Consider the following 24,575-nt stretch of genomic DNA (forward strand, 5'->3'; position numbering starts at 1 on the left):
ATTGAAGAGTGGCTAGAAGGAAAGTTCATTCGCTGGAGAATAGGGATGCTTTACAGGCAGAAGGAGAGGCCTATATTCCGCTGGATCGCAACCGAATTACCGATAAGGCGTTGGAGATACTTAACGAGGTTGGTCTCAAGGAGCTGAGTATGCGCAGAATCGCTGACGCATTGGGTGTAAAAGCAGCTTCTCTTTATTATCATGTGAAGGATAAAGATGAGCTTTTGCAGCTTCTTGGTGATCGCATTAGCGAGCGATTGGTATGGTCTTCCGACAGGAAGGATTGGCGCGAGCAGTTGACCAGTTGGGCTTTAACTTTTCGGGAAGCGCTGCATGCGTATCGAGATGCAGTAGACATTTTCAATGCCACAATTGCGACAACTTTTGGAAGACTGCGGCACATAGAGAAACTCTATGAGGTGCTGGCTGTGGCAGGCTTTGGGGATCATCAAATTCCATGGCTTGCAGGAATGTTGAAGAACTATATCACCAGCTTCGTGGCTGAAGAAGTCCGACATCACTATATGGCGAAAATGAAAGAGGGTCGCACGGAGGAACTCGGAGCAGCTTACCGTACTGTTTTTCAAAAGCTGCCGCCAGAGCAGTTTCCACAGATGATTCGTCTCGCGGCTTACACGACAAGCGGAGAGGAAGAGCAAGAATTTGCTTATGGTCTGCAGGTGCTTTTAGACGGATTTGCAGCTAATTTACCTAATTCACACTAATGCTTTTGGTATAGTAGTGGATTTACCGAGTTTTTTGAGTATAATCGTACATATAGATAATATTTTTTTACTAAACTATTTCGTTTAAGGAGTCATATCATGTCAAAAACACTAATTTTCGGTCATAAAAATCCAGACACTGATTCAATCACTTCAGCTATTGCTTATGCAGCACTGAAAACAAAACTAGGTCAAGAGGTTGAAGCTGTTCGTCTTGGCAGTGTGAACGGTGAAACCCAATATGCGCTTGATACGTTCAAAGTAGCTGCTCCTCGTCAAGTTGAGACTGTAGCCAATGAAGCTGAAAATGTAATCTTAGTTGACCATGTTGAACGTCAACAAAGTGCTGCGGATATTGATAAAGTACGTGTTGTGGAAGTTATTGACCATCACCGTATCGCGAACTTTGAAACGAGCCACCCGCTTTATTACCGTGCAGAGCCGGTTGGTTGCACGGCGACCATCCTGAATAAATTGTACAAAGAAAATGGCGTGTCCATCGATAAAGATATCGCAGGCTTGATGCTTTCTGCTATCATTTCTGATTCCTTGTTGTTCAAATCCCCGACTTGCACAGAGCAAGACGTTGCAGCAGCACATGAGCTTGCTGAAATTGCTGGCGTGAACGCTGAAAGCTACGGGTTGGAAATGCTGAAAGCAGGAGCAGATTTGAGCGACAAAACCGTTGCGCAACTGATCTCGCTGGATGCGAAAGAATTCCAAATGGGCAGCTACAAAGCTGAGATTGCACAAGTTAATGCGGTTGACGTGAATGATGTTCTGTCCCAACAAACAGAAATTGAATCCGCTTTGAACACGATCATCGCTGAGAAAAATCTGGATCTATTCTTGTTCGTTGTGACTGACATCTTGAACAATGATTCCGTTGGTTTGGCACTAGGTCGCAAAGCAGATGCTGTGGAGAAAGCCTACAATGTAACACTTGTAGATAACAAAGCATTGCTTAAAGGCGTAGTTTCCCGTAAATCCCAAATCGTTCCCGTTCTTACGGACATTTTCAACACGCTGTAAGGTTTGGATGAGGACGCCGTTCATTTCGATGAACGGCGTTTCTTTGAAAATATAAGAGTTGGAGTGAGCGCGGAGCTACTCCAGCCGCCTTGTACGAACAGAGGGAGGGAACTATAGTCCGCTATTTTAGCCAAATGTATCCATATCGCAGAGGTGAGGGAACTACAGTCCGCTATTTTGCTGTTTCAAGGCAAATTCAGCGTTTTTCGTGGAAATAAGACCCTGTAGTTCCGCTAATACCATTGCATCCCTGCTATTTGCCTAAATAGTGTCCTCTAGTTCCCTTAACAGGTTTTGTCGCTCCGAAGAGGATGATCTCTCGGGGCGGCGAAGCCGTTTTTCTTTATGTTTTTTTCACTTCGTGCAAAATAACGCTAGGGTCATTTTGTCGCAGCGCAATCTTTTGGTATGATAGTGAAGAGATCAAAGAAAGAGGTGGAGCAGGAGATGGTTAACAACGTTCAGCAAGGAAACTATGATAAGGCAACATTCGCAGGAGGATGTTTCTGGTGTATGGTAACACCGTTTGAGGAACTTCCAGGCATAATTTCAGTTGTTTCCGGTTATATTGGCGGGCACACGAGCAATCCGACTTACCAAGAAGTATGTTCGGAAACGACCGGTCATGCAGAAGCCGTTCAAATTACGTTCGATCCCGTTCTATATCCTTATTCTAAATTACTTGAAACATATTGGCGCCAGATCGATCCAACGGATGCAGGAGGTCAATTCCATGACCGTGGATCATCGTATCGAACCGCCATTTTTGCCCATAGCGATGAGCAGCAAGTACAAGCGGAAACTTCCAAGCAGGAACTGCAAGCAAGCGGGCGCTTTGATCGTCCGATTGTGACGGAAATCGTGCGGATCGATGCGGAAGCCTTTTATCCAGGAGAAGAGTATCATCAGGATTACCATCATAAGAATCCGCTGCGTTATAAAGCTTATCGCAAAGGTTCAGGACGTGATAGCTATATTGAGAAGCACTGGAATACAGCGAAGGATAAAGCTGAGCGCAAACAAAAGCTAACTCCGATACAATTCGAAGTGACGCAAAATAATGGTACTGAGCGACCTTTTGATAATGAATTCTGGGATCATAAAGGGAAAGGCCTCTATGTTGACATTGTCTCGGGTGAGCCTCTATTCAGTTCCTACGATAAATTCGATTCCGGCTGCGGATGGCCGAGCTTCACGAAGCCGCTATTTGGCGGCAGTGTCAAAGAAAAGACGGATGTCAGTCATTTCATGGTTCGTACGGAAGTTAGAAGTCATGAAGCCGATTCCCATCTCGGCCATGTATTTAATGATGGTCCGGGACCGAACGGATTGAGGTACTGCATTAATTCAGCTGCATTGCGCTTTATTCCACTCGATGAGCTTGAAAAGGAAGGGTATGCGGCATTCATACCTTTTTTTGAAGAGAAGTAAGCCCCATGGCAGTTTAAGTCCTGCGTATTGGCGCATGTAATAAAAAAAGACGCTTCCCAGATTTAACTTGGGCAGGCGTCTTTCTGTTTATTTGGAAAATTGTTTATTCTTTGTACCAAGGATTTAAATGAATCAGAACTTCATCGACATCATGGTGTTCATTTTTAATGGACTGCTTGATGGCCCTTGAGATATCGTGACCTTGCTGAACGGTGAGCTCTCCTGGAATGGAGACGCGGGCATCTACCAAAATATAATGACCATGCTCTCGCGCGCGAATGCGATCGATTCTTTTGACCTGTGGGATGGCTTGAATTAATTGTGTGTATTCGGTTAGTCGCTGTTGATCGACGGTTTTTTCCATCAGAATATCGAAGGATTCCTTAGCCATTTCAATGCCTAAACGAAGAACCAATAGGGAAACGATAATTCCGGCTGCCGCATCGCCATAAGATAACCAATGAACATTGTAGACATTGCCTATAAAAGCTAAGCCAATCCCAATCACTGCGGCTAACGATGCGTAGACATCGGCTAGATGATCTTTGGCTGTTGCGATAAGCCCTTTGCTATTCGTCTCTTTGCCGATCCGAATCGTATATACGTAGAGGGCATATTTCCAAATAGCAGATAAAATGGCTGCGAAGAAAGCGATATAGCTTGGAGCCAGGGGCTCGTGGAAAAAGGCGGCTGTCGCATGATAACCGATATAAAGTGCTGCTAACACAAGAATAAATGCGACAAATCCGGAGCCGAGCACTTCTGCTTTGCCATGTCCATAGGGGTGATCTTCATCGGCTGGAAGTTTGGATATGCGCATGGCGCTGAGGGCTGCGACAGTTGCGATAATGTCACCGGCATTATGAACCCCGTCTGCTAATAGCACCTCACTTTGAAAGACAAGTCCGATAATAATTTTCATAAAAGTTAGAACGATGTTGCTAATGAGAGAGAGCCAAATGGCCCAGACAGATGATTTGTTGTTACTGCTCATCAAAGATGACCTCCTACAGAAGTGTTTCCCCAAGGAAAAAAAATCCCTTGACCAAGGGTCAAGGGATTTTCATTGTTTTTTATATGGGAATGGGAATCTAGTACAAAATAATAGGACATAATCAACACTTCACTTTACACAAATATCTTTGTATAATACCACACATAGTAGAAATTAACAAACCATGCCGATAGGTCTGTCCATTGACGATCTCATGGGGGAGGCAAAAAAGTTATGTTAAAACCTTGGCTAATCGATATTCAACATCAATTGCTTCCAAACCTGGAAATTCATAGTGAAGACCCGTTCGAACCCATTGTTGTGCATGTATACCCAAAACCTTGGAAATTAGTAGGTGCTGGCAACTATGCAGCGGTTTTCATGCATCCAAACCATCCGGAAGTGGTGGTAAAAGTGTATGCGCCTGGCAGGCATGGGATCGTTGAGGAAACGGAAGTGTATAGTCGACTAGGGAAGCACCCGGCTTTCTCGGAATGTTTGCATGCAGGGGACAATTTCCTTGTTTTGCGACGTTTGACTGGCGTAACCTTGTACAATTGTTTACAGCGCGGGCTGCCTATCCCGCGGCAGGTCATCGTAGATATTGATCAAGCACTTGCTTATGCGGTGAGCAGGGGACTAAATCCGCACGATGTTCACGGGAAAAACGTGATGATGCAGGACGGCAGGGGACTAGTCGTAGACGTGTCTGATTTTATGAAAAGTGAATATTGTCCGATGTGGGACGATTTGAAACAGGCGTATGACCGCTTCTACTATTCATGGATTCGCAGATTACGGATTCCTGGATTTGCTTTGAATGTGGTTCGCAGAGGCTATCGCAAATGGAAAAAAATTCGCAGGTCCAGGCATACCATACAATCGATTAAGTGAAATTACTATGTACAAAAGGATGGCGCATCTATGAGAGTCCATGAATTTAGCATTCGGCGGGATTTACAGCGAAGTGATATGTCCGACATTTCAGCCAAGTCCTCTCATTTTATATCGGATATTACGATCGATTTCGAACAGGAGCATAAAGCCTATCACGTAGATGTGAAAAGTTTGCTAGGGATGCTGCTCGTTCCTATCAAAGCGGGTACATCCTTGCGTTTGTTAACGCGAGGCAAAGATGAGGAAGAAGCGATGCATGTCATTTTTGATTTGTTCGAATCTTATCGTTGAGCATTCTCTGCACAATATTTGACCTTATTCTCACAAGATTGGATAGAGATCGTACCTACTATAAGCGATAAAATGAGCTTATCAAGCTTATTGCCTGTCCGTTTAGCAGGATACGATGCAGCCAATATAAGGTAGATATTGAAGGAGTGAGCGTAAATGAACAAGCATCAAGTTGTCGTTGTTGGGTGCGGAGGCATGGCCAATGTGTGGGTTGAGTATATCTTGAAACGGGCTGACAGCACCGTCGTTGCCCTCGTCGATATTAAAACGGAATTCGCGCAGGCAATGGCAGATCGTCATAGCCTAAGCTGCAGCGTTTACACCAATTTGGAGCAGGCTATTCAAGAGAGCGGGGCTAATTTGGTGTTGGATATAACGATACCGGACAGTCACTTTCAAGTATGCACCACAGGACTGCGTCTTGGCTGCAACGTTTTTGGCGAAAAACCGATGGCAGCCACGATGGCTGAAGCTCGGGAGATTGTACAGCTGGCGGAACGTACGGGCAAGACTCTTTCGGTGATGCAAAACCGCCGCTATCTGCCGAACATCCGCGCTATGCGGGATCTCATTCACACAGGCACGATTGGCCGTGTGGGGTATGCGGGTGCCGATTTTTTCATCGGCGCGCATTTTGGGGGCTTCCGCGATGCGATGGACAGCCCGTTGATTCTGGACATGGCGATCCATACTTTCGATCAGGCTCGCTTTATTACAGGGGCAGACCCCGTGTCTGTGTACTGCCAAGAATTTAACCCGCCTGGTTCCTGGTATGCGGGTAATGCTTCTGCGGTCTGCATCTATGAGATGTCTGACGGCTCTGTGTTCTGCTATCGCGGCTCCTGGTGCGCAGAAGGTGTTCCGACCTCATGGGAGTCCGCATGGCGCGTGACGGGCGAGCAGGGCAGCGTCATATGGGACGGCACAGGCGCACCATACGCCGAAATTGTCGCGAGCGGCGACCAGACAGGCAAGTTCATCCGCGATTACACGCGAGTGGAGGCGGAGCTGAACTGGCCAGGCAGCAGCGGCCACGCGGGATGTCTGGACGAGATGTTCGCAGCGCTGGAGGAAGGCCGTCCCGCGGAAACCGACTGCCGCGACAACATCAAGAGCATGGCGATGGTGCTCGGCGCCATCGAAAGCGCCAAGCTCGGGCAGAAGGTGGATTTGCGCGATTATTGGAGCTGAGCGCTGGGGAACCGTACCAAATTTGAAAATGGCCCGTGACCTGCAGTTCCCTTAGGAACAAGCAGGCGCACGGGCCATTTTGCATTCTTGTTTAGTGAATATCTTTCTTTTTAAATCGTCCGCCCTTCACATCGTGAATGTTGCCGATGGCGAGGAATGCCTTGGCGTCCAGTTCGTCGACGATGGACTTTAGCTTGGCTTCTTCCAGGCGGGTAATGACGCTGAAGATGACTTTTTTGTCATCTCCGGTAAAGGCGCCTTCGCCTTTCAGGTAGGTTACGCCGCGGCCCAAACGGTACGTGATGGCTTCTCCGATTGTTTCGTATTCGTCACTGATAATCCACACGGATTTGGATTGATCGAGTCCTTCAATGACGATGTCAATCATTTTGAAGGCAATGAAGTAGGCAATCAGCGAGTACATGGCATGATCCCAACCAAATACGAAGCCTGCGCTTCCCAGGATGAAGAAGTTGAAGAACATGACGATTTCACCAACCGAGAATGGCGACTTTTTGCTGATCAAGATCGCGACAATTTCTGTTCCATCCAAGGATCCGCCTGACCGTATGACAAGCCCTACACCGATACCTAAGATGATACCTCCGAAAACAGCGGCTAATAGGGGATCAATCGTTATGGCCTGAACGGGGTGCAGCAAGTAAGTGCCAACCGACATCAGAATGACCGAAAATAAAGTGGATAAGGCGAATGTCTTACCGATCTGTTTGTAGCCTAAAAGTAAGAATGGCAAGTTAAGCAAAATTAAAAATATACCTAGCGGGATATGCGTTAAATGAGCGAGGATTATAGATATCCCGACAATTCCGCCATCAATGATGTTGTTGGGGACCAAGAAAATTTCCAACCCAACAGATACTAAGCCAGACCCGAAAATCATGAATAAGATTCTACGCAGAAATTTGGTGCGAGTTAACTTGCGATGCTGGGAGCTTGTGTGTTCTGCTCCGGATAATGAGTTTGACATGTAAGGTTCCTCTTTCCCTGATTCAATTCTTTTTCTAGGTTGAAAAATAATGAATGAGGCCCGTATAACCCGAAATGAATTTGAGAAAGGCGAGGAGTATTTCCTTTAGTCGAAGCCATATTTTAGCTAAGATATAAACAATGAAAATAACAAACACGGTGATATCATATTGGGCGAAAAAATCATTGTGCCATCGAATTTTATCGACGTGCTGGAAAAATGTTTTTTTGGTCAGTGAATGTTCTTGTATGCTCAAGACTTGCGTGGTATTAGCCAACACAAGTATTTCGGTATCAGATGAGAAATGATGGGAAATCGGTGGTGTCAACGGGAAAATAAATAAGCCGAGGATGATCCAAACCAAAATTTGCCACTGATACTTTCGTAGAAAAAGACGCAAGGAGTATCCCCTCCTGATCCTTACATTGAACCAAATTTGCTTGAATTGTAGCATTTCAGCCGAAATGAGTCAAACGCGGAGACTTAACTTTGGTGTTTTCTTGAAGCATAAGTGTGCGGAGAAAGCGGTTTGACTTCATAACTGGAGGATCGTTCCAGAATATGTTGGAATTTGGGTGAAATAGGAGCGTAATCCACAGAAAAACAGGTTATAATTTTTTTGAAAGGAATTTTGCACACCGATCACCAAATATTATCGTAATAACGTATAATAGACATTTTCGTCTGATTATTGTCCAATGAAATTATGGCCTTAATCGTACGAATGAACTTGTTTCTATATCGGGGAAAATGGTCCAGCAGCCTTGGGGGGAGATTGCTTGTATGCGGATCTTAATACAAAAAAATACGTGGTTACGATATGTGATAGCTGGTGTGGTTTCATTTGGCTTGTATCTGGGATTGTATCACATGATGACTGTTGAAGGAGCCGATAATAATCCACGGTTTATGATGATCCGGTTGGAAGATATCGGGCCAGGTGGTTACTACAGCTCCCTTGAAGGGGTCGGCAAATTAAGAGCTGTTTTGGCGTATCTGAATGAACAGCATGTTCACTACAGCCTCGCCGTCGTTCCACGTTGGAAGAATATTTCGGCGGATGGAACGCGCTATGACCGATCTATTAGTCAATTGAGCGATAGTTATGTGCAAGCTTTTAACAAAGTTCTGCGTGAAGCTGAACAAACGAATGGCACAATCGGTATGCATGGCTATACGCATCAAGTTGGCGAGGAACTGCGGGAGGATGGACATCAAGCTTCTGGGATAGGCAATGAATTTAATGTTCCCGATAAGCCTGAGACGGCAACGACTGCATTCGCCGAAAGTCGGGTGAAAGAAGGGTTAGCTCGTTTTCAGCAAGCGGGATTTACTCCGCATTTCTGGGAAGCGCCGCATTATCATACAACGCCAGAGCAGGATAAGGTGTTTCGGTCTTATTTCGGGCTGTTGTATCAGCCGGACACGGCTGTTCAGGTAAATCCGCCATTTGCGCAGTATGAAAATGCACTTAACACAAGCAATGGTGTGCCTTCCCTTGGAAATGTTCATGTGCCTACGACTTTATCCTATATCCCAAGCGGGAAAGATGAGAAGTTTATCCTCAATCAATTGGGCAAAATCGAACGCATTAATTCCTTTTTCTATCATCCTTTTCTGGAATTTAACTATCTGGAGCCAATCCTGGATGAATGGGGCAGCCCTGTTGTGAAAGATGGCATACCCGCCTATCATTATTCCGGTGACAACAAGAGTGTTCTGCAAAAATTAATTACCCAACTGCATGCGAAAGGGTATCCGTTCTATTCGGTGCATGATTACATCCCTTTCACGCCAGCACAACGCTTGAAAATAGGCAGCGCCAAATCGACGCTTGTTCAAACGGGTCATCTGACGGGCAGAAGCCAAGTTGATGTTGTTACATGGAATAAGAAAACAGCAAGTATATCGATTACGAAGGGAGAATACTCACCCATTCGCAGTGCTGCCCAGCCTGCTTCGCAGGTTGTTGGTTCGATTCCTTATACGGATGGCGCGGCTTTTGCTCTCGATAGTCGGTTGGATCGCAGTAAAAAAGGGCTGTGGGTTGTTAATCCGAGCGGCAGACTTGATGAATATTCCCCTGATGGCAGTGGTTTTGCCAAGCACCAAAGCTGGAAAATACCGGCCAATCGCTGGTATGATTTATATGAACTTCGTCAGCCCAATGGTGATTGCATACTTGCGGGTCAATCTTGGGACCGTAGTCAGCTTTTAGGTGTGTATGTGCATGGGAAAGATGTAAAACCTATCAAACCTTATACGTTCCGGTCCAATTCTTCCAGAGACCTGATCGTTAGAAATATGGCGAGTCCGGATCGCCAAGGTTTATTCTTGTTTAAAGAAGATACGTCGCAAGGCGTGGAATTCCAGTTGGATAAAACCGTTATGCAATGGAAGCTGGCGAAAGTGACCTTAAACATTCCGGATGAGCTTGGCAATATCCGCTTTGGTGATTTTAATGGCGACGGGAAAGAGGACATTCTTCGTTACGATGCGAAAAATTTAACTAGTCGTGTTTATCAAGGGACCACAGAGGATGAATACAAACTGTTATCTGTATTTGGTCCATGGGGAAGAACTTCAGGACGTTTAATCGTGGACGATTTCGATGGAAACGGGAAAGCGGACATTGCTCAGTATCCTAATGATGATGCTTTTATGGACGTGGCATTGTCATTCCAGAGCCAGAATGCGAAGGAGTAATCCATAAGGAGGACGCAAGTGAGAACACCGATTTTGTACGGATCTGTGCATGTTTTATTTTACCAAGATGAAGAGGTTCTGTTGTTAAAACGGCAAAATACCGGGTTCCAGGATGGCAACTGGAGTGTTGTTGCGGGACGCATGGATGGGGATGAGGAAGTCATCGCAGCTGCAATCCGGGAAGCCAGAGAAGAAGCAGGCGTCGTGATTGAGCCGGAGGACATAGAAATTATTGGTGTCATGCACCGCAAAAACACGACATCGGAATGGGTGGATTTCTTTCTTAAAGCACACAGCTGGCAGGGAGAAATCAGGAATCAAGAACCTGAGAAATGTGAGCAGCTCAAATGGTTTCCCGCCAAGCAGCTCCCGGACAATATGGTTTCTTATATTCGAACAGCATTGGACAATAAGCAGCAAGGTGTTTGGTTTGAAAGCGTAGGCTGGTGAGAAACTTGGCAACAGCCTGATGATTTGAATTGTTGGCAGGAGCTGCATATGCAGCTCCTTTTTTTTTGACTGCATTGGTTTGGACCTTGGAGACTACGGATGCATACAGTGATAAGGATGATCCTATAGGTGAAGGTGATAACCGTGCGCAATGTGGTAGGCATACTATTAGATCGAAAAAAGTACCTAGGGATTACGAGTAAACAAACGGGCTATGAGCAGATCGATCTTTACAATAAAGCAGCAGAGAAACTGGGAATGACACCGTTTTATATGTGTCCGCAGCATATAAGTCAGAAGTCAGCGCTTGGTTTGTGCTATGAAAATAAGAAGTACCGACTTGTTCGATTGCCTATTCCCAAGGTTACTCATAACCGTGCGATGACGTTGACGTCGTCTTTGCAGAAACGATTATCCATGCTTTCAAAATCCAGTATTGTCTTTAACCGTCAGAATCGCTACGATAAGCTGTTTATCCACTCTTTGTTGATTGCAAATAAGTCGGTTGCAGAATACCTGCCGGCATCTTTACGTTATTCAACCAAAAATTTAAAGAAAGCTATGAATCGTTACTCATCGCTTTTTATCAAGCCTACCAACAGCAGTGTGGGTAGAGGGATTATGAAACTAACGCTGATGAATGACAAGGATTGGCAGTTTTTCTGGAGTAATAAGAAGCCGCAAATCGTGAGTGAAAAACAGGTAGTTGCGCTCATTCAGGAGAAAGTGGGAACCCAAAGCTATATGATTCAGCAAGCGATCTCTTTGGCTACTTATCAGGGGAGACCGTATGACTTGAGAATATCCGTGCAGCGAGGGGACCAAGGGAAATGGCAGGTCAACGGCATTGCTGGCAAGGTGGCGGCTTCAGGACGCCATGTAACGAATTTAGCCAAGGGTGGAGATGCAAGAAGATGTGAGGAGTTATTCCGCTACAGTGGTTTCGATTCATATCGTATGAGGAGAGCGGTTGAGGAGGCATCGTTGCTGATTGTAGAAAGTTTAGCGGAGCGGCTTCCAGGGATAGCCGATGTTGGATTGGATATTGGGGTGGATGACGAGCGCCGAATCCGCTTGATTGAAGTCAATGGCAGGGATCAAAGGTACGAATTTAAAAATTTGAAAATGACAGAAACGTTTATTCAAACCTATGAGACACCTATGAGATATGCCAAATTTCTATTAAAAAGTTAACATCTATCAGGTTCAGCCCTCAAAAGTAGGGCTATACATAGCAATATAAAAGAAATAGGGCATACCACTATACCGAATTGGCTTATTCAACTAGGACACAAGCAGTCAGACGTGAATAAACTTTAATATGGCGTTGAAAAGGTGGTATTCGAACGTGAAAAGTCGTGTATTGGTGATTAAAACGAATTTATTGCCCTGGTATAATGAACTGGATGATTATTTGGAAACCGAACATCCTAGTTTCCCTCAGTCTGTCCGGGAACGGATGGCAGATTTCGGCGATTATACGATTATTAGTATCAGTCGCTATGAAACCAGATTGAGAGAGCCGAGCAGAAACAAGTCATAAGTCGGTTTCAATCGATAGAAACCGAGATTTTGAAATGACAAAGGAGCCAAGCGATTGTACGCTTAGCTCCTTTGTCTGTGCTCCCAGCAGGGGAGGCTATCTCTAGGGTTGTTGGTTTGGCATCCTGATAAGAGTCTCCAAGGGTTACTACTTAGGTCCCCTTATTCAAACCCCTAAAAATTGGTTAAGAATACTTAACGAATTTAATGGAGAAGAGGGATCAGGATGAAAATGAGCCTCGAAGAAATCAAACAAATTAGCCACAGTAGTCCAGATCAAATCGAGAAGGTCATTACGAAACTGCTAGAACGGATCACTGAACTGGAAAACAGAGTAGCCGAGTTGGAGCGCCAGCTAGGGCTTAACAGCAAGAATAGTAGCAAGCCGCCTTCAAGTGACGGGTTTCGTAAGCCCGCAAACTCCCGCATCGCTGGTGGCAAAAAGGGAGCACCCCTAGGTCATGAAGGACACACACTTAGTATGGTGGATGATCCGGATGCCATCCTCGACTTTTGCCTAACTACCTGCCCTGCGTGTCATGCTCCAATGGACCAGGAGAACTGTATAGGCTACGACCGGCGTCAGCAGATCGATCTGCCTGAACCACGCATCCAGACAACCGAGTTTCGCGCTCATACGAGCTGCTGCCCGCAGTGTAGCGGGGTTCATCAGGCTGCTTTTCCGTCGCATGTCAGCGCCTCTGTCCAATATGGAGCTGGTGTTACGGGCTGGATCGTGTATGTGAGTGCGTACCATATGATTCCACTGAAAAGGGTGAGCGAGATGTTTGCGGACCTGACCGGGCATTCGCTGAGCGAGGCTACGGTCATCGCCCATTTGAAGAAATCGCACAAGCAGCTAGGTCCCTATGAGGAACAAATTCGCCAAAACCTGCTGAATGCCGATGTTTTGCACGCTGATGAAACCGGCATTCACGTCGATGGCAAACAGCGATGGCTGCACACCCTCTCTAATGTGGACTGGACGTTCCAGGCGGTTCACGAAAACCGGGGCACCCTCGCTTTTGATGCCATCGGTCTGCTGCCGGCTTACTCGGGCATTCTAGTGCATGACTGCAACGGGCCGTATTTTAAAGAAAAATACACGTTCCAGCATGCCTTATGCAATGCGCACTTACTGCGGGAATGCCAAGGAATCGCCGATTATGATCATCACCAGTGGGCCGTGCAGATGAAACGCTTGCTACAAGTAGCCTGGCGTCTCACGCTAGCCGCCCGTAAAGTCTTGTGCTGCTTAGCTCCGAGTACGGTTAAATGGCTAGAGAATTGGTACGATGACATCCTGCAGCAGGGCGAGCTGGAATGGAATCAAGGGCGTACCAAAGCCAAAACCGGACCGCAAGGCAGGCAAAGCAAAAGTAAATCGGCCAATCTGGGTGAACGTTTCCGTCGTCACAAGGAACCGATTCTCCGGTTTATTCAAGATGTCCGTGTTCCTTTTGACAACAATGTCGCCGAACGAGACTTGCGGATGGCCAAGGTCAAAGCCAAAGTCTCCGGCTTATTCCGTACCTGGGACGGGGCTCATCAGTTCGCCCGCGCGCGCGGCTTCATTTCAACCCTTCGTAAACAAAATTTACCTGTACTCTCGACGCTTATTGTTACTTTTCGTGGGGAGTTTCGTTTTCCGCGTTTGGAAGAAGGTAAGTAGTAACCTCCAAGGACTTCTATTGGTTGGATATGGCTGTATTCCCAGCCAATAAGAGCTTTTGGAGACTCTTATTGCTTCATCTTGGGGAATATTTGCCTGTTTCACCAGAGATAAGAGTCTCCAAGGACCGCTATTTAGGCAGATCCCTCGCTTTTTGTGCAAATAGGAGCTGCTAAAGACTCTTATTTACACATTAGGCAAGGTTGCATCAAGGCTAAGTGACCTTGATGCAGCCTCTACTAGTTACTTTTGCTTACTATATGCACGATATTCTTTGTACCACTGGAACAGCCAGACGGCTAATGCGAAACAGAAGCCGCTAGCGAAGTAGCCTCCTACAACATCACTGGGATAATGAACTCCCAGATAAATCCGGCTTATACCTATACTTAGAATCATGATGATACATAACATAATGACTATTGTTCTGCCTACTCGGGTAGAAATATGCCGCCAAAGCAGAAAAGCCAATGAGGCATATAGGGCAAAGGATGCCATCGAATGGCCGCTTGGAAAACTGTAGCCTGTTACTTCAATGAGTCGGTGTAAATCCGGCCTCTGACGAACAAAATAATGTTTAAGCATCGAATTGGCTATAGCTGTACCGATCACAACTACGAGGAAAAAGATAAGCTCCAAGCGATGATGCAAAACGAAATACAGAAAAAGAATAGCGGCAAAAGCAATGATAATGACCATCAGGGTTGAACCAATGAAAGTGAAGCTTTTCATAATTGACGTAAGGCCGGGTGATTCTAGCCCTTGAATGAAGGAGATCAAAGTATGATCGAATTGCGCGATCCATTGCCCCTTAATCATGGAGGCAATCAAAATGAAAACAAGAAATGCAAAAATGCTGATAAGCAAAACGAATGTAACTTTTAATTTGGGAATCACGCTTAGGTCACCTGTGTGTTTGGATTCTTTTACAAAAAAAATATATTTAACTAGTATAGCATAGCTTTCCAGTTTTATACGAGAGGATTGTCAGGTGCTGTTGTGCTAAAGCTTGAATCTTGCAATTTGCTCCCATTGTTGTTCGGATATCAGGATTCTCTTCTGGATAGGACCGAATAAATCATAATGCGGGTAAGAAGGGCTATGGTGAATATACTGCGGGTTAAGACCCTGCGATAGGCACCAGTTGGTTAATTTAGGCAGATCCGCACAGCCAACTTTGGTTACAGTTCGGATGCCTGCGAAACGTGCGTCCTGCCAATAATGTGTCAAAAAAGAAATCTCGCCGCGGCTGACTGCGGCTTTCCAGGCTTGAAGTTCTTCACGCTTAATGCCAAAGGCCATATGTAATTCCATCCTATGTTTAATTTTATCCCACTAAAAAGCTTAGAATTAATAAAAGTGTGTTATAATTATACAATATGCTACAGAAATAGGCAGGATATGACTGCTTTTTTTTATTTTCAAAATGAATTTCGCTTTTGTATTGCTTCATGCATATGAAAACAAGTAAAATAGAAGTGAAGCATTTCTATGTACGATGTTTAACCGACTAGTGGATTGAATCCTTTTCAACGAAAAGAAGCCTGTAAGCAACAAGTTCAATACCCACAAGAAAATAAACGGTTTAATGGAAAAGGGGCATTTAAAGGTGAACGTTCATTTAAATTTTACGAACAAAGGTAAATTGGTGATTGAAAATTTCAATAACGAGGAGCTCATTGAAATTTTCAGCCGATATATCAACACATTAACGAAAAAGTATGCAGTTGATATTAAGGTTCCCGTAGATGCTAATCAAAACATTGTGGAAGATGGTTCATTTAAAGTTGTTCTATCCAATGTGCAGTGTGATGTTGAAACTTTTTTCAAAGAACTCGGCCGAGATATCAAAGTGCCTTTGAAGAAAAGGACAGACGGTAAACTGGAGAACGTGTTTAAAATTCAAGTGGTAGAGTAAGTTACGGAGGCTTGTATGCTTAGTTTAGAAGAAAAGTTAGCCATTGTGGCATCCTTCCCCGAGCTGCAGCGCAAGGATGTCTCATTGGGCCGGATTAATTTTCATTATGAAGATAGTGTATACGATAAGAAGAATGTTGTTTATCATCTGCATCCGAATGGAAACGGTTTTGTGTATGCCGAGTTTATCAAAGGATATGCGACAGACAACAAGGGACTCGTGAATATCCGGGATTTCAGCGCAGAGGAGCTTCGCTCCGTGATTGCGAAATCGATTGCTTCTTTAACAGGGAAGGCATCCCCCAAAGTGGCTGAACCGCGTTCCACGGAAGAAGTGGAAGAGCAGTGGTTGGACGAAGAAGGTCATCAACTTACGGTCACATTCGTTGAAGATTTATGGTACATCTATGCAGGCGAGAATCTTGATTGTGCATTTGAAACCTATGAAGAGGTTGAGGAGTACATGAACGAAGAAGGTTTCGCCAAAAAGTTGTAGGTAAAGTGCTTGTTTTAATTAATAGGGTTCGTAAGGGGCTTGCCTCAAGGTCAATTGGCCTCGGGGACAGGCCTTATTTTCTGTTTAACCAGCAGTTGCAGTGAGCATAGTGTTCCATTCAGCGTTTGTGCTATAATTATTGGGAAATTGAGTCAAGAATAAACACAGGTAGTGGAGGATTTTCATGAAATTTCGGCCTTGTATTGATCTTCATAATGGTAAAGTCAAACAAATCGTTGGTGAAACATTAGGTTCAGAAGAGAAAAAAGTGGTGGAAAATTTCGTTTCTTCCTATGATTCCACGTATTATGCCGACATGTTTAAAAGCAATCACTTAGTTGGCGGACATGTCATCATGTTAGGGGATGGCAATAAAGAAGAAGCTGTAGCTGCGCTGCAAACGTATCCAGGAGGTTTGCAAATCGGCGGTGGCATTCATGCAGAGAACGCTAGCGAGTATCTAGCTTACGGCGCTTCTCATGTCATCGTAACTTCGTATATTTTCCGTGACGGGCAGCTTAATCTTGAGCATCTTGAGAAGATTGTGGCTGCAGTTGGCAAAGATAAATTAGTTATCGATCTAAGCTGCAAAGAGAAAGAGGGCAGATGGTTTGTAGCTACTAATCAGTGGAAGCAGCTAAGCGATTTTGAAGTGAATGAGCAATCTATTCGCTATCTGGAGCAGTTCTGCGATGAGTTCCTTGTCCATGCCGTTGATGTGGAAGGGAAACAAAGCGGTATTCAGCAAAGTCTCGTTCAATCGTTGGCAGGGTGGGTTAACATCCCGACAACCTATGCCGGTGGAGCCCGCTCATTTGCAGATATTGCGTTGTTCCAAGAATTGTCGGGTGGCAAATTGGATATCACAATAGGGAGTGCCCTAGATATTTTTGGCGGACAGCTTTCTTATCAAGAAGTTGTCGCCTACATGGAAAACTTGTCAATCACGCAAGAGTAACACGGAAAAGTAGCGGATACTCGAAGGATAAGAGTGTCGGCTACTTTTTCGTCACGAGGGGATGTAAGGACCACATGCGCTTCTGGCAAAGACTTTATTACGGCGGTATGGTATTGACCCTGCTGTTAGCGATTCTAGGTGAGCTCATCTGGCTGCCGGATCCGCTGCGGATTGGAATTGGCCTCTATTGGATTGACCTCATCGATACCTTGATTTATGTGCTGGCGTTGGTTCCTTGTCTTTGGCTGATCGGAGCGCTCCTTCATCTTACAGCTGTTGAAGGGAGATGGAGCCAGGTCAGATGTCTGGCTATTGGCTTAACCAGCTTGGTCAGTGTCGTTACCCTGATAACGATTCCTAAGAAAATTGAATACTCGGCAACTATTTTCGTCATAACCTTGGTGCTGGTGTTTGTCGATCTCGTCTGCAATGAGCGTGTGCGTAGAAGGCTGCCGATTCGAAATTTACTTGTCGGCGGAGCTTCACTATGTCTACTCTTCGTGCTGTTCTATCCGACGAAATATTTGGTCACCTATCCAGGTTTAACATTGAATATGAATCGCTACGCACAAGCGGCGAGCGGGCAATCGCATGGGGATATCACGGGTGTTCTGATATTCGAACGGCCTGCTTTTCCCATCGATTGGCTGTATGCGAAGCTTTTTCCTAAGTACTCCTTTGAGGTTGAGGATCTGGGTATGTCGCTAGGCGAATACAATTTAGAAGTTCGTACGATGAAAGCTGATGCGAATGCAGCAGGAAGCGCCATTGCCTATGAGAAGGTAGGGAAAGGTCAAGGTATTACGTCCCACGGTGTACGTGTTACCGCGATTGTGAAAGATAGCTCTGTAACTGGTATTTTGCTGCTTGGTGATGTGATCGTGCAAGTAAACGGCCATGCGGTTGCGATGATCTCAGAATTGACCGATGTGATGAAACAGACCAAACCTGGCGACCAAGCCTCCGTCCAAGTTCTACGCAACGGTCAAACGACGCAGCTTTCACTTGAGACTCGAGCTAATCCGGATGATCCAAGCCGCGCTGCTTTTGGGATTCAAGTGGCGAATGAAATCCAGTATGACATCCCTGAAATTGTGACTTATCACAATTACTTATTGCATGAGGGGGGACCGTCCCACGGCGCGATGCTGGCCTTGACGCTCATCGATCAGTTGACCCCTTGCGGGGTCACGTACGGGCATCATGTGGCGGGTACTGGAACGATTGAACCTGATGGTTCTGTAGGCGCAGTTGGCGGATTGGAGCAGAAGGCCTATACGATCAGCCGCACGGATGCCGATGTTTTCTTTGTTCCGGCATCGAATGAGGAGGAGGCAAGAAAAGGAGCGCCGAGCTTACGTATCGTGCCTGTTAAAACCCTCGATGATATGTTGAACTGGCTTAAAAATAATCCGGTGCCACCAAACCGTGCAGCTTGTTCTTAATCCCTCGCAGCCTCGTAGAGTTTTCTGGCTATGCGTTTTGGCTCAAACTGGATTGTCGTCATATGATCGCCACTCGTCTGAATTAGCCGGAATAAGCCCAAACGGCTCGACATATGCGGATGCCAGCCATAATCCGGATTGCCCAAAGGCAGTGCGGTATCATCCGTCAGGTGAAGATAACTTTTTGGTATTGTCAGACTGTAAAACTTTTTCAGATCAAGCTTCTCAAAGGATGGCGCGGCGGGCTCCGGTGAAACTTTCTTGTACATCATTTGAACTTGCTCCATGCTCCCAAGATTGGCAAAGGTTTCCCGGTACAAAGGAAATGGCAGCATGATGGTATCATCCTTCGTGCTTTTACGAAGCTGTTCAAACACGGCGATCACCGTAGGCGGGAACTCATCCGCTACCCTTTCACCATCTTTGAGAACGAAGGCATTAAGGAAGACGAGACGTCGTAAACGATCAGGTACGAGCTCCGCTACTTTCTGAACTAGGGATCCCCCGAAGCTATGTCCAACGAGAATGATGTTGTGCAAATTGTGCGAGATGATGTAATCCGCAATCGATTTGGACAGCATCGCATGCGTGACTTTTTTATTAGGGTCAGCCCCATGTCCCGGATATTCGGGCACATAGACGGTATGACCCTTCTTGCGCAGCTCCGCCGCGGTACCTGCCCAGAAGCTGGCATCCGCCCAGGCGCCATGGATGAGTACAAAGGTCAAAGTCTGCTCGCGTTCACGCATGTCATATTCTTGCTCAGACGCCCAAGGAGCGGCTGCAAAGGGCCAACCAGCTGTTGGGAAATTGGGCTGAACCGGGTGCGGAAAAGGCCAAGCCTGAGGAGGCTGGGGCACATAATCATAATTGTAAATCATGGGGAACTCCCTTTCGGATTTAGATGTAACACTATATGCCCAGATTAGGCATTTGCCAATGGAAATGTGAAAGACGTCCCAATAGGACGTCAGGGTTAGACTATGCGTCCTGTGAAATTGTCGCCTTTGCGCGAGGCAGGCAGGTGAATGGTTTTCACATGATCGCTATGGATAACAGATTTGCCTGTGGCTGTGTGTACTTCTAGAAAAGGATGATTACAAGTATTAAGAACGCCTATTTTGTGTGGGTTTTCGCCAAGATCCAAAACGACAAACATCGTTTCCAGTTTTTTTAATTGCTGCTCGAAGGTGCGAGAGAAGGTTACTTGGGATGGCTGCACAAGAAAATTTTCCAGCTTCATAGAATAAGGTGTTGTGTTGGGGTGATAGGGAACCACATACTTGACATGTTTCATAGAGATGAAGATGGTTTGGAAGATCGGTGAATGAAAAGCGAAATAATCATTCATAATATGGGTCAAATATCCATGCACACTTTGATTGCCGGTAATGTAGATCTCAACAAACATCCCTTTGGCGCTCATTAGCATTTTGCGATAGGAGATGGATGAGGATTCAAGTTCAAAGGGATACTCAGTAGGAGGATCCAGGAATGTGGTCGGATGCTGATTCAGTGTCATGTATTGTAAATGAATCGTGGGAATATAGTAAAAGTTTAGTTCATTGTAGATTACGATCAGATCACTGCTTACTTCTAGTAATACTCCCTTTAATGGTTGTTGAATCCCCGAAAATGTGATCTCCACTTGCTTATCTAGCATCGAATTCATAGCATCCATGATAAATTCCTCCTCTCCCTATAGTAGAAATAACCCTAAAAGGCGCGCTGAGTGCCGTAGCAATCAACGCGCCTGCGACGAGTTTGGGGTTAATCGATAGGAGAAAGGCTTATCGAGAGCGATATTTTTTTAACATAAGTTTGATTGCAACGATTTGTGCAGCAGTTGCTTTGTTGCTTTTGTTGCTTTTGTTGGATTTATTGGAGCTATTGGATTTATTGGATTTGTTGCCGTTGCTATTGTTTTTGTTAATGGCATTAATACTTTTAATATGGAAGACTGGAATACGAACTATTTCATTGTTCACTACGATCAGCAAGTAATGATCCCAAGTTTCTACGACGACACCTTCAATTTTCTCAGGGCCACCGCGATTAATTTGTACAAACGTATACTTTAATTGTGCTAGAACACCTTCGAAGTTGTGAGCTTGCTCAGCGCGGTGAGTAGTCTTGTAAGATCTGCTGGCGTTGCCGTTCGTTGCGCTGATACTTTTGACGTGTTGCAATTGAATATAAACAAGTGTGCCATCTTTTAATTGAAGTGTTAAGTAATCATGTTGAACGGCTACCAATCTACCAATAATTGAATCAGGACCTCCGCGATTGACTTTAACCTCAGTGCCGACTAATGAACCCAAATAGTTTAAACCCATTTTGTCATTTCCCCTCTCAGAACTTTTATTTTGTACGATCTAATAAGCAGCAGATGCTAATTTGATTGGTATGTTCACCTCCTATATGTTTGTCATTGCTGCTCATTTGTAATATAAGTATATGAATCCCTGGAAAAATGGTACTAGATTCAAATCTATTTTTGCGCTCATTTATTGCTAATTCCGCATTGGACCAGCTAGTGGTACTGGAACTATTGGTAAAATATTTTGTCCATATCAACCAATATCTCTATCCGTTTAAAATCTCCTATCATATACTGCACTATTAAACTATGAGGAGGTTTTAAATATGATGGCTAGCATTTCTAACAAATGCAATTGCGACAAAACTAAAGGTGACAAAACACAAGGCAACAAATCAAGAGGGAACAAAACAAGAGGAAACAAATCCGGCAACGACAAAACACGGGGTGACAAATCCTGCAATCACAAAACACAAGGCGGCAAATCAGGTGGAAAATCGCAAGGCGGCAAATCAGGTGGAAGATCGCAAGGCGGCAAATCAGGTGGTAGATCACATGGTGGCAAATCCGGTGGAAAATCACAAGGCGGCAAATCTCGCGGAAACAAAACAAGAGGGAACAAAAGCCGTGGCAACCGTTAATAACCTGGAATAAATTATTCTATGATGAAAGTCTATCTCTTGTAGATAGGCTTTTTGTTATGAAGAAAAGGTGGTGCGCGATGATACCGACTCGACATATCGTTATCCAAGAGCAACAGCTCAGAAAATTGAATGAAGATGTTTGGAGCAAGCAATATGTGAACGGAGTTCTTATCTCAAAAGGACAACGCGGAGCCATCAAAGTCCGGTATCGAGGCGGGCATACGCGAGAGTATGCCAAGAAGTCATTCGAAATTGTCAGCGGAGGCAGAACCTACCATCTCAATGCGGAATATGACGATCCATCAATGATTCGAAATGCGTTATCCTTTCGTTTTTTTCAAAAAATCGGCGTGCCGAGCCCGCAAACCAAGCATATCCATTTGAAATTAAATGGGGTGAGCCAAGGGGTTTATTTGGAAATTGAAGCGGTCGATAAGAACTTTTTTCAATTCAGAAAAATAGGTGTGCAATCGCTTTTCTATGCCGTGGATGATGATGCCAACTTCGAAACATTCCATCCCGAAACGAAGAAAGCCAAAAAAACGATGTTTGAAGGCTATGAACAAATTATGGGACTCAGTAGTGAGAAAAAAGAGTTGAGGAGATTCATCGCACAAATCAACCAATTATCGAGAAAGCCTCTGGCCTATTATATAAACTCTCAATTAGACGTAGATAATTATTTGCGGTGGCTGGCAGGTGCTGTTTTTACAGGAAATTTTGATGGATTTGACCAAAACTATGCGATTTACCGGCATAAACCTACGAAATTATATCGAATTATTCCTTGGGACTATGAAGGAACCTGGGGACGAAATTGTTACGGAAAAGTGTGCGGGAGTGACTTGGTAAGAGTGAAAGGGTACAACGGTCTTACCGAGAAGTTGCTGGGTATTCAGAGCGCTAGACTGCGTTATAAACAAATTCTATCTTCGATACTGCGATCATCCTTCACTTGGAAACAGATAGGACCGATTGTCGAACATTTACATGGGAATATAGCTCCCTATATGAAGGAAGATTCCTATCGTAAATGGCCCTATTCCGAATTTAAAGGGGAACCCGAGTTAATTCGAAACTATGTGCAGGAACGCAGATTGATCATTAAACAGGAACTCAAAAAGCTATAACCAGCCAAATGTCCAAAGCATTTGGCTTTATTTTTGTGTTTTCTTACTACGATTAGGTAGTCGTGGAATCTTCTTGCGAGGAGGGTATTTGTTTATAGCAAACATTATGGGGGTCTCGTATATATACTGTATCAATATCTACTAATGATATTTGGTAGCAGCCATTAGGAAGGAGTGAGTGACAATGATCGTGCTTCTCATCATCATCTTAGCGGGTATTTTTCTATTTTTTGTGATTAAACCACCCTATACAGCAGTGGAATCCGAACTCGTAGAACAGGAAGCGGCAACTGATTTAAAAGTTTCTGATATGGCTTATGTGAATAGGTTGGATGCTTGATTCGTCAAACGATAGGTTTCAGATCTATATTTCGCTAGAATTGGGGTGAAAATGCATGTTTGGTTCCGCTACAATATCCCTTACGATTGCAGCATTTGTAATGACTGTTATTCTCATTCTTTGGCGTCCTAAGGAGATTAATGAAGCTATTCCAGCTATAGGAGGCGCTATACTTGTTTTTCTAAGCGGAAGTGTATCAGTGAACGATATCATCAAAATTACGAATACGATCAGTGATGCAGCTATCACCATAATGGCGACGATCGTGATGGCTATCGTGTTAGAAAGCTTCGGATTCTTTGGATGGGCAGCTGAAGGACTAATGGCCCGAGCGAAAGGCTCTGGTATACGGTTATTCTGGTATGTTAATTTGCTCTGTTTTCTGATGACTTTATTTTTCAACAATGATGGAAGTATCATGATCACAACACCGATTTTAATCATCGTTCTCCAAAATTTAGGGTTGAAAAATCATCAGAAAATACCGTATTTACTTTCTGGTGCTTTGATTGCTACCGCATCAAGTGCACCTATTGGTGTTAGCAACATCGTTAATCTCATTGCGCTCAAGATCGTTGGTATGGATTTGTACATGCATACGTTAATGATGTTTATACCATCAACATTAGGATTATTGTTTTTCTTATTGTTATTATTTCTATGTTTTTACCGAGTTCTGCCCAAGAAACTGCCGAGAAATGGTAAAGGTCAACATCCGCTGCAAGCTCAATCACCAGAAGTGCTGCCTATAAGTAAAAATAGAACGCGATTTATGCTCAACATCTTGCTGTTTGTTTTCATGGTCCGAGTTAGTCTTTTCATCGCATCGTATATGGGCATACCCGTAAGTATCGTTGCTGTAACCGGATCATTGATTTTGTTGCTCTGGCGCTGGATTTATCTTAAAATTTCGCCGCTTGATATGGTCAAAAAGACGCCATGGCATATTCTCATCTTTGCATTCGGCATGTACGTAATTATATTCGGTTTAAACAACATCGGCCTTACACAGCTTCTGGTTAGTTATTTGAAACCACTAGTTTCGGGTGATTTAATGAATGGTAGCTTGATAATGGGCGGACTGGTCACTCTGATGTCGACCTTGGTCAATAATCATCCGGCTTTAATGATCGGAACGATTACATTAACAGGTATGGAGTTAGATCCAATCACCTTAAAAGTTACTTATTTAGCTAGTGTCGTAGGGAGCGACCTCGGGTCTTTATTATTGCCAATTGGAACGCTTGCTTCGCTCATTTGGCTGCATATTCTCAAACAAAACAAAGTGAAAGTGAGCTGGAGGGAGTATTGCAAAGTCACTTTTTTAACGATTCCACCTGCCTTGATTTTCACGCTTGTCTGTCTAGCGCTTTGGGTCAGCTGGATTTTTTAATATTTTGTTGAAT

At 44.6% G+C, this 24,575-nt stretch carries 27 protein-coding genes; 19 read left to right on the top strand and 8 right to left on the bottom strand.

The genetic code is table 11. The features are described from left to right. Positions 1–8: 8 nt before the first annotated feature. The 3 genes from LOZ80_RS09550 (at position 9) to msrB (ending at position 3,188) form a co-directional block, all read left to right on the top strand. On the top strand, positions 9–725 hold the full coding sequence (locus tag LOZ80_RS09550) for a TetR/AcrR family transcriptional regulator C-terminal domain-containing protein (protein WP_238171207.1): 717 nt from the start codon (positions 9–11) through the stop codon (positions 723–725). Between the two features lie 99 nt (positions 726–824). Then, a complete protein-coding gene (locus LOZ80_RS09555) occupies positions 825–1,757 on the top strand; it encodes a manganese-dependent inorganic pyrophosphatase (RefSeq protein WP_238171208.1) in 933 nt (310 codons plus the stop codon). Positions 1,758–2,204: 447 nt separating this feature from the next. Next, positions 2,205–3,188: a peptide-methionine (R)-S-oxide reductase MsrB gene (gene msrB, locus LOZ80_RS09560; RefSeq protein ID WP_238171209.1), complete on the top strand. Its 984-nt coding sequence runs from the start codon at positions 2,205–2,207 to the stop codon at positions 3,186–3,188. Between the two features lie 103 nt (positions 3,189–3,291). Here the strand turns inward: msrB and LOZ80_RS09565 are convergent, their stop codons facing one another. Beyond that, positions 3,292–4,182: a cation diffusion facilitator family transporter gene (locus tag LOZ80_RS09565; RefSeq protein WP_238171210.1), complete on the bottom strand. Its 891-nt coding sequence runs from the start codon at positions 4,180–4,182 to the stop codon at positions 3,292–3,294. 234 nt (positions 4,183–4,416) lie between these two features. On the opposite strand from LOZ80_RS09565, the gene LOZ80_RS09570 reads away from it, so the two are divergent. From LOZ80_RS09570 to LOZ80_RS09580, 3 genes are all read left to right on the top strand, one after another. Then, positions 4,417–5,076 carry a PhoP regulatory network YrbL family protein gene (locus LOZ80_RS09570; RefSeq protein WP_238171211.1) on the top strand — a complete coding sequence of 220 codons (660 nt, stop codon included), beginning with the start codon at positions 4,417–4,419 and terminating at the stop codon, positions 5,074–5,076. A 30-nt stretch (positions 5,077–5,106) separates the two neighbouring features. Then, positions 5,107–5,370 carry an HPr family phosphocarrier protein gene (locus LOZ80_RS09575; RefSeq protein WP_238171212.1) on the top strand — a complete coding sequence of 88 codons (264 nt, stop codon included), beginning with the start codon at positions 5,107–5,109 and terminating at the stop codon, positions 5,368–5,370. A gap of 156 nt (positions 5,371–5,526) precedes the next feature. Then, positions 5,527–6,561, top strand: coding sequence for a Gfo/Idh/MocA family protein (locus LOZ80_RS09580; RefSeq protein ID WP_238171213.1), 1,035 nt, complete (start codon positions 5,527–5,529; stop codon positions 6,559–6,561). A 91-nt stretch (positions 6,562–6,652) separates the two neighbouring features. Here the strand turns inward: LOZ80_RS09580 and LOZ80_RS09585 are convergent, their stop codons facing one another. Next, positions 6,653–7,462, bottom strand: a complete 810-nt coding sequence (locus tag LOZ80_RS09585) for a YitT family protein (protein WP_238172939.1) — start codon at positions 7,460–7,462, stop codon at positions 6,653–6,655. A gap of 121 nt (positions 7,463–7,583) precedes the next feature. Continuing rightward, positions 7,584–7,949, bottom strand: a complete 366-nt coding sequence (locus LOZ80_RS09590) for a hypothetical protein (RefSeq protein WP_238171214.1) — start codon at positions 7,947–7,949, stop codon at positions 7,584–7,586. Positions 7,950–8,332: 383 nt separating this feature from the next. Between LOZ80_RS09590 and LOZ80_RS09595 the strand changes: the two genes are divergently transcribed. The 5 genes from LOZ80_RS09595 (at position 8,333) to tnpC (ending at position 13,919) form a co-directional block, all read left to right on the top strand. After that, positions 8,333–10,255: a DUF2334 domain-containing protein gene (locus tag LOZ80_RS09595; protein ID WP_238171215.1), complete on the top strand. Its 1,923-nt coding sequence runs from the start codon at positions 8,333–8,335 to the stop codon at positions 10,253–10,255. Between the two features lie 18 nt (positions 10,256–10,273). Next, complete coding sequence (locus LOZ80_RS09600) at positions 10,274–10,705, top strand: NUDIX hydrolase (protein WP_238171216.1); 432 nt, start codon at positions 10,274–10,276, stop codon at positions 10,703–10,705. A 129-nt stretch (positions 10,706–10,834) separates the two neighbouring features. Beyond that, complete coding sequence (locus LOZ80_RS09605) at positions 10,835–11,899, top strand: YheC/YheD family endospore coat-associated protein (RefSeq protein WP_238171217.1); 1,065 nt, start codon at positions 10,835–10,837, stop codon at positions 11,897–11,899. 154 nt (positions 11,900–12,053) lie between these two features. Further along, on the top strand, positions 12,054–12,248 hold the full coding sequence (locus tag LOZ80_RS09610) for a hypothetical protein (RefSeq protein ID WP_238171218.1): 195 nt from the start codon (positions 12,054–12,056) through the stop codon (positions 12,246–12,248). Positions 12,249–12,473: 225 nt separating this feature from the next. Beyond that, entirely contained in the window at positions 12,474–13,919 is a 1,446-nt protein-coding gene (gene tnpC, locus LOZ80_RS09615; RefSeq protein ID WP_238166678.1) for an IS66 family transposase, read from the top strand. A gap of 243 nt (positions 13,920–14,162) precedes the next feature. On the opposite strand, the gene LOZ80_RS09620 is transcribed toward tnpC, so the two are convergent. Beyond that, on the bottom strand, positions 14,163–14,816 hold the full coding sequence (locus LOZ80_RS09620) for a phosphatase PAP2 family protein (protein ID WP_238171219.1): 654 nt from the start codon (positions 14,814–14,816) through the stop codon (positions 14,163–14,165). A gap of 105 nt (positions 14,817–14,921) precedes the next feature. Continuing rightward, positions 14,922–15,221 carry a hypothetical protein gene (locus LOZ80_RS09625; protein ID WP_238171220.1) on the bottom strand — a complete coding sequence of 100 codons (300 nt, stop codon included), beginning with the start codon at positions 15,219–15,221 and terminating at the stop codon, positions 14,922–14,924. Between the two features lie 307 nt (positions 15,222–15,528). On the opposite strand from LOZ80_RS09625, the gene LOZ80_RS09630 reads away from it, so the two are divergent. From LOZ80_RS09630 to LOZ80_RS09645, 4 genes are all read left to right on the top strand, one after another. After that, positions 15,529–15,837: a hypothetical protein gene (locus tag LOZ80_RS09630; protein ID WP_079412910.1), complete on the top strand. Its 309-nt coding sequence runs from the start codon at positions 15,529–15,531 to the stop codon at positions 15,835–15,837. 15 nt (positions 15,838–15,852) lie between these two features. Next, a complete protein-coding gene (locus LOZ80_RS09635; protein WP_238171221.1) occupies positions 15,853–16,332 on the top strand; it encodes a hypothetical protein in 480 nt (159 codons plus the stop codon). A 184-nt stretch (positions 16,333–16,516) separates the two neighbouring features. Further along, positions 16,517–17,290 (top strand): phosphoribosylformimino-5-aminoimidazole carboxamide ribotide isomerase, encoded by a 774-nt coding sequence (gene hisA, locus LOZ80_RS09640; RefSeq protein ID WP_238171222.1) that lies wholly within the window; start codon positions 16,517–16,519, stop codon positions 17,288–17,290. 74 nt (positions 17,291–17,364) lie between these two features. After that, on the top strand, positions 17,365–18,735 hold the full coding sequence (locus LOZ80_RS09645; RefSeq protein WP_238171223.1) for a PDZ domain-containing protein: 1,371 nt from the start codon (positions 17,365–17,367) through the stop codon (positions 18,733–18,735). Here the strand turns inward: LOZ80_RS09645 and LOZ80_RS09650 are convergent. The 3 genes from LOZ80_RS09650 to LOZ80_RS09660 form a co-directional block, all read right to left on the bottom strand. Further along, entirely contained in the window at positions 18,732–19,616 is an 885-nt protein-coding gene (locus LOZ80_RS09650; RefSeq protein WP_238171224.1) for an alpha/beta fold hydrolase, read from the bottom strand. The two genes, LOZ80_RS09645 and LOZ80_RS09650, sit on opposite strands and share 4 nt — an antisense overlap. A 95-nt stretch (positions 19,617–19,711) precedes the next feature. Beyond that, the gene (locus tag LOZ80_RS09655) at positions 19,712–20,416 is read right to left on the bottom strand and encodes a DUF2642 domain-containing protein (RefSeq protein ID WP_238171225.1); all 705 of its coding nucleotides are present in this window, start codon (positions 20,414–20,416) and stop codon (positions 19,712–19,714) included. 109 nt (positions 20,417–20,525) lie between these two features. Beyond that, the gene (locus LOZ80_RS09660) at positions 20,526–21,071 is read right to left on the bottom strand and encodes a DUF6897 domain-containing protein (protein WP_238171226.1); all 546 of its coding nucleotides are present in this window, start codon (positions 21,069–21,071) and stop codon (positions 20,526–20,528) included. Positions 21,072–21,427: 356 nt separating this feature from the next. On the opposite strand from LOZ80_RS09660, the gene LOZ80_RS09665 reads away from it, so the two are divergent. From LOZ80_RS09665 to LOZ80_RS09680, 4 genes are all read left to right on the top strand, one after another. After that, on the top strand, positions 21,428–21,709 hold the full coding sequence (locus LOZ80_RS09665; protein ID WP_238171227.1) for a hypothetical protein: 282 nt from the start codon (positions 21,428–21,430) through the stop codon (positions 21,707–21,709). Between the two features lie 67 nt (positions 21,710–21,776). After that, a complete protein-coding gene (locus LOZ80_RS09670) occupies positions 21,777–22,829 on the top strand; it encodes a CotH kinase family protein (RefSeq protein WP_238171228.1) in 1,053 nt (350 codons plus the stop codon). Positions 22,830–23,013: 184 nt separating this feature from the next. After that, on the top strand, positions 23,014–23,169 hold the full coding sequence (locus LOZ80_RS09675; protein WP_238171229.1) for a hypothetical protein: 156 nt from the start codon (positions 23,014–23,016) through the stop codon (positions 23,167–23,169). 55 nt (positions 23,170–23,224) lie between these two features. Beyond that, entirely contained in the window at positions 23,225–24,562 is a 1,338-nt protein-coding gene (locus tag LOZ80_RS09680; RefSeq protein ID WP_238171230.1) for an arsenic transporter, read from the top strand. The last annotated feature ends 13 nt before the right edge of the window (positions 24,563–24,575 follow it).

Origin of the sequence: Paenibacillus sp. HWE-109, from assembly GCF_022163125.1 — a bacterium.
Taxonomy (GTDB): domain Bacteria; phylum Bacillota; class Bacilli; order Paenibacillales; family NBRC-103111; genus Paenibacillus_E.

What these genes read in the sequence shown, in the direction of transcription:
- hisA (WP_238171222.1), top strand. Translation starts at nt 16,517, where the DNA reads ATGAAATTTCGGCCTTGTATTGATCTTCATAATGGTAAAGTCAAACAA.
- LOZ80_RS09585 (WP_238172939.1), bottom strand. Translation starts at nt 7,462, where the DNA reads ATGATTTTCGGGTCTGGCTTAGTATCTGTTGGGTTGGAAATTTTCTTG.
- LOZ80_RS09660 (WP_238171226.1), bottom strand. Translation starts at nt 21,071, where the DNA reads ATGGGTTTAAACTATTTGGGTTCATTAGTCGGCACTGAGGTTAAAGTC.
- LOZ80_RS09645 (WP_238171223.1), top strand. Translation starts at nt 17,365, where the DNA reads ATGCGCTTCTGGCAAAGACTTTATTACGGCGGTATGGTATTGACCCTG.
- LOZ80_RS09680 (WP_238171230.1), top strand. Translation starts at nt 23,225, where the DNA reads ATGTTTGGTTCCGCTACAATATCCCTTACGATTGCAGCATTTGTAATG.
- LOZ80_RS09670 (WP_238171228.1), top strand. Translation starts at nt 21,777, where the DNA reads ATGATACCGACTCGACATATCGTTATCCAAGAGCAACAGCTCAGAAAA.
- LOZ80_RS09625 (WP_238171220.1), bottom strand. Translation starts at nt 15,221, where the DNA reads ATGGCCTTTGGCATTAAGCGTGAAGAACTTCAAGCCTGGAAAGCCGCA.
- tnpC (WP_238166678.1), top strand. Translation starts at nt 12,474, where the DNA reads ATGAAAATGAGCCTCGAAGAAATCAAACAAATTAGCCACAGTAGTCCA.
- LOZ80_RS09555 (WP_238171208.1), top strand. Translation starts at nt 825, where the DNA reads ATGTCAAAAACACTAATTTTCGGTCATAAAAATCCAGACACTGATTCA.
- LOZ80_RS09570 (WP_238171211.1), top strand. Translation starts at nt 4,417, where the DNA reads ATGTTAAAACCTTGGCTAATCGATATTCAACATCAATTGCTTCCAAAC.
- LOZ80_RS09575 (WP_238171212.1), top strand. Translation starts at nt 5,107, where the DNA reads ATGAGAGTCCATGAATTTAGCATTCGGCGGGATTTACAGCGAAGTGAT.
- LOZ80_RS09565 (WP_238171210.1), bottom strand. Translation starts at nt 4,182, where the DNA reads ATGAGCAGTAACAACAAATCATCTGTCTGGGCCATTTGGCTCTCTCTC.
- LOZ80_RS09595 (WP_238171215.1), top strand. Translation starts at nt 8,333, where the DNA reads ATGCGGATCTTAATACAAAAAAATACGTGGTTACGATATGTGATAGCT.
- LOZ80_RS09655 (WP_238171225.1), bottom strand. Translation starts at nt 20,416, where the DNA reads ATGGATGCTATGAATTCGATGCTAGATAAGCAAGTGGAGATCACATTT.
- LOZ80_RS09650 (WP_238171224.1), bottom strand. Translation starts at nt 19,616, where the DNA reads ATGATTTACAATTATGATTATGTGCCCCAGCCTCCTCAGGCTTGGCCT.
- LOZ80_RS09635 (WP_238171221.1), top strand. Translation starts at nt 15,853, where the DNA reads ATGCTTAGTTTAGAAGAAAAGTTAGCCATTGTGGCATCCTTCCCCGAG.
- LOZ80_RS09675 (WP_238171229.1), top strand. Translation starts at nt 23,014, where the DNA reads ATGATCGTGCTTCTCATCATCATCTTAGCGGGTATTTTTCTATTTTTT.
- msrB (WP_238171209.1), top strand. Translation starts at nt 2,205, where the DNA reads ATGGTTAACAACGTTCAGCAAGGAAACTATGATAAGGCAACATTCGCA.
- LOZ80_RS09580 (WP_238171213.1), top strand. Translation starts at nt 5,527, where the DNA reads ATGAACAAGCATCAAGTTGTCGTTGTTGGGTGCGGAGGCATGGCCAAT.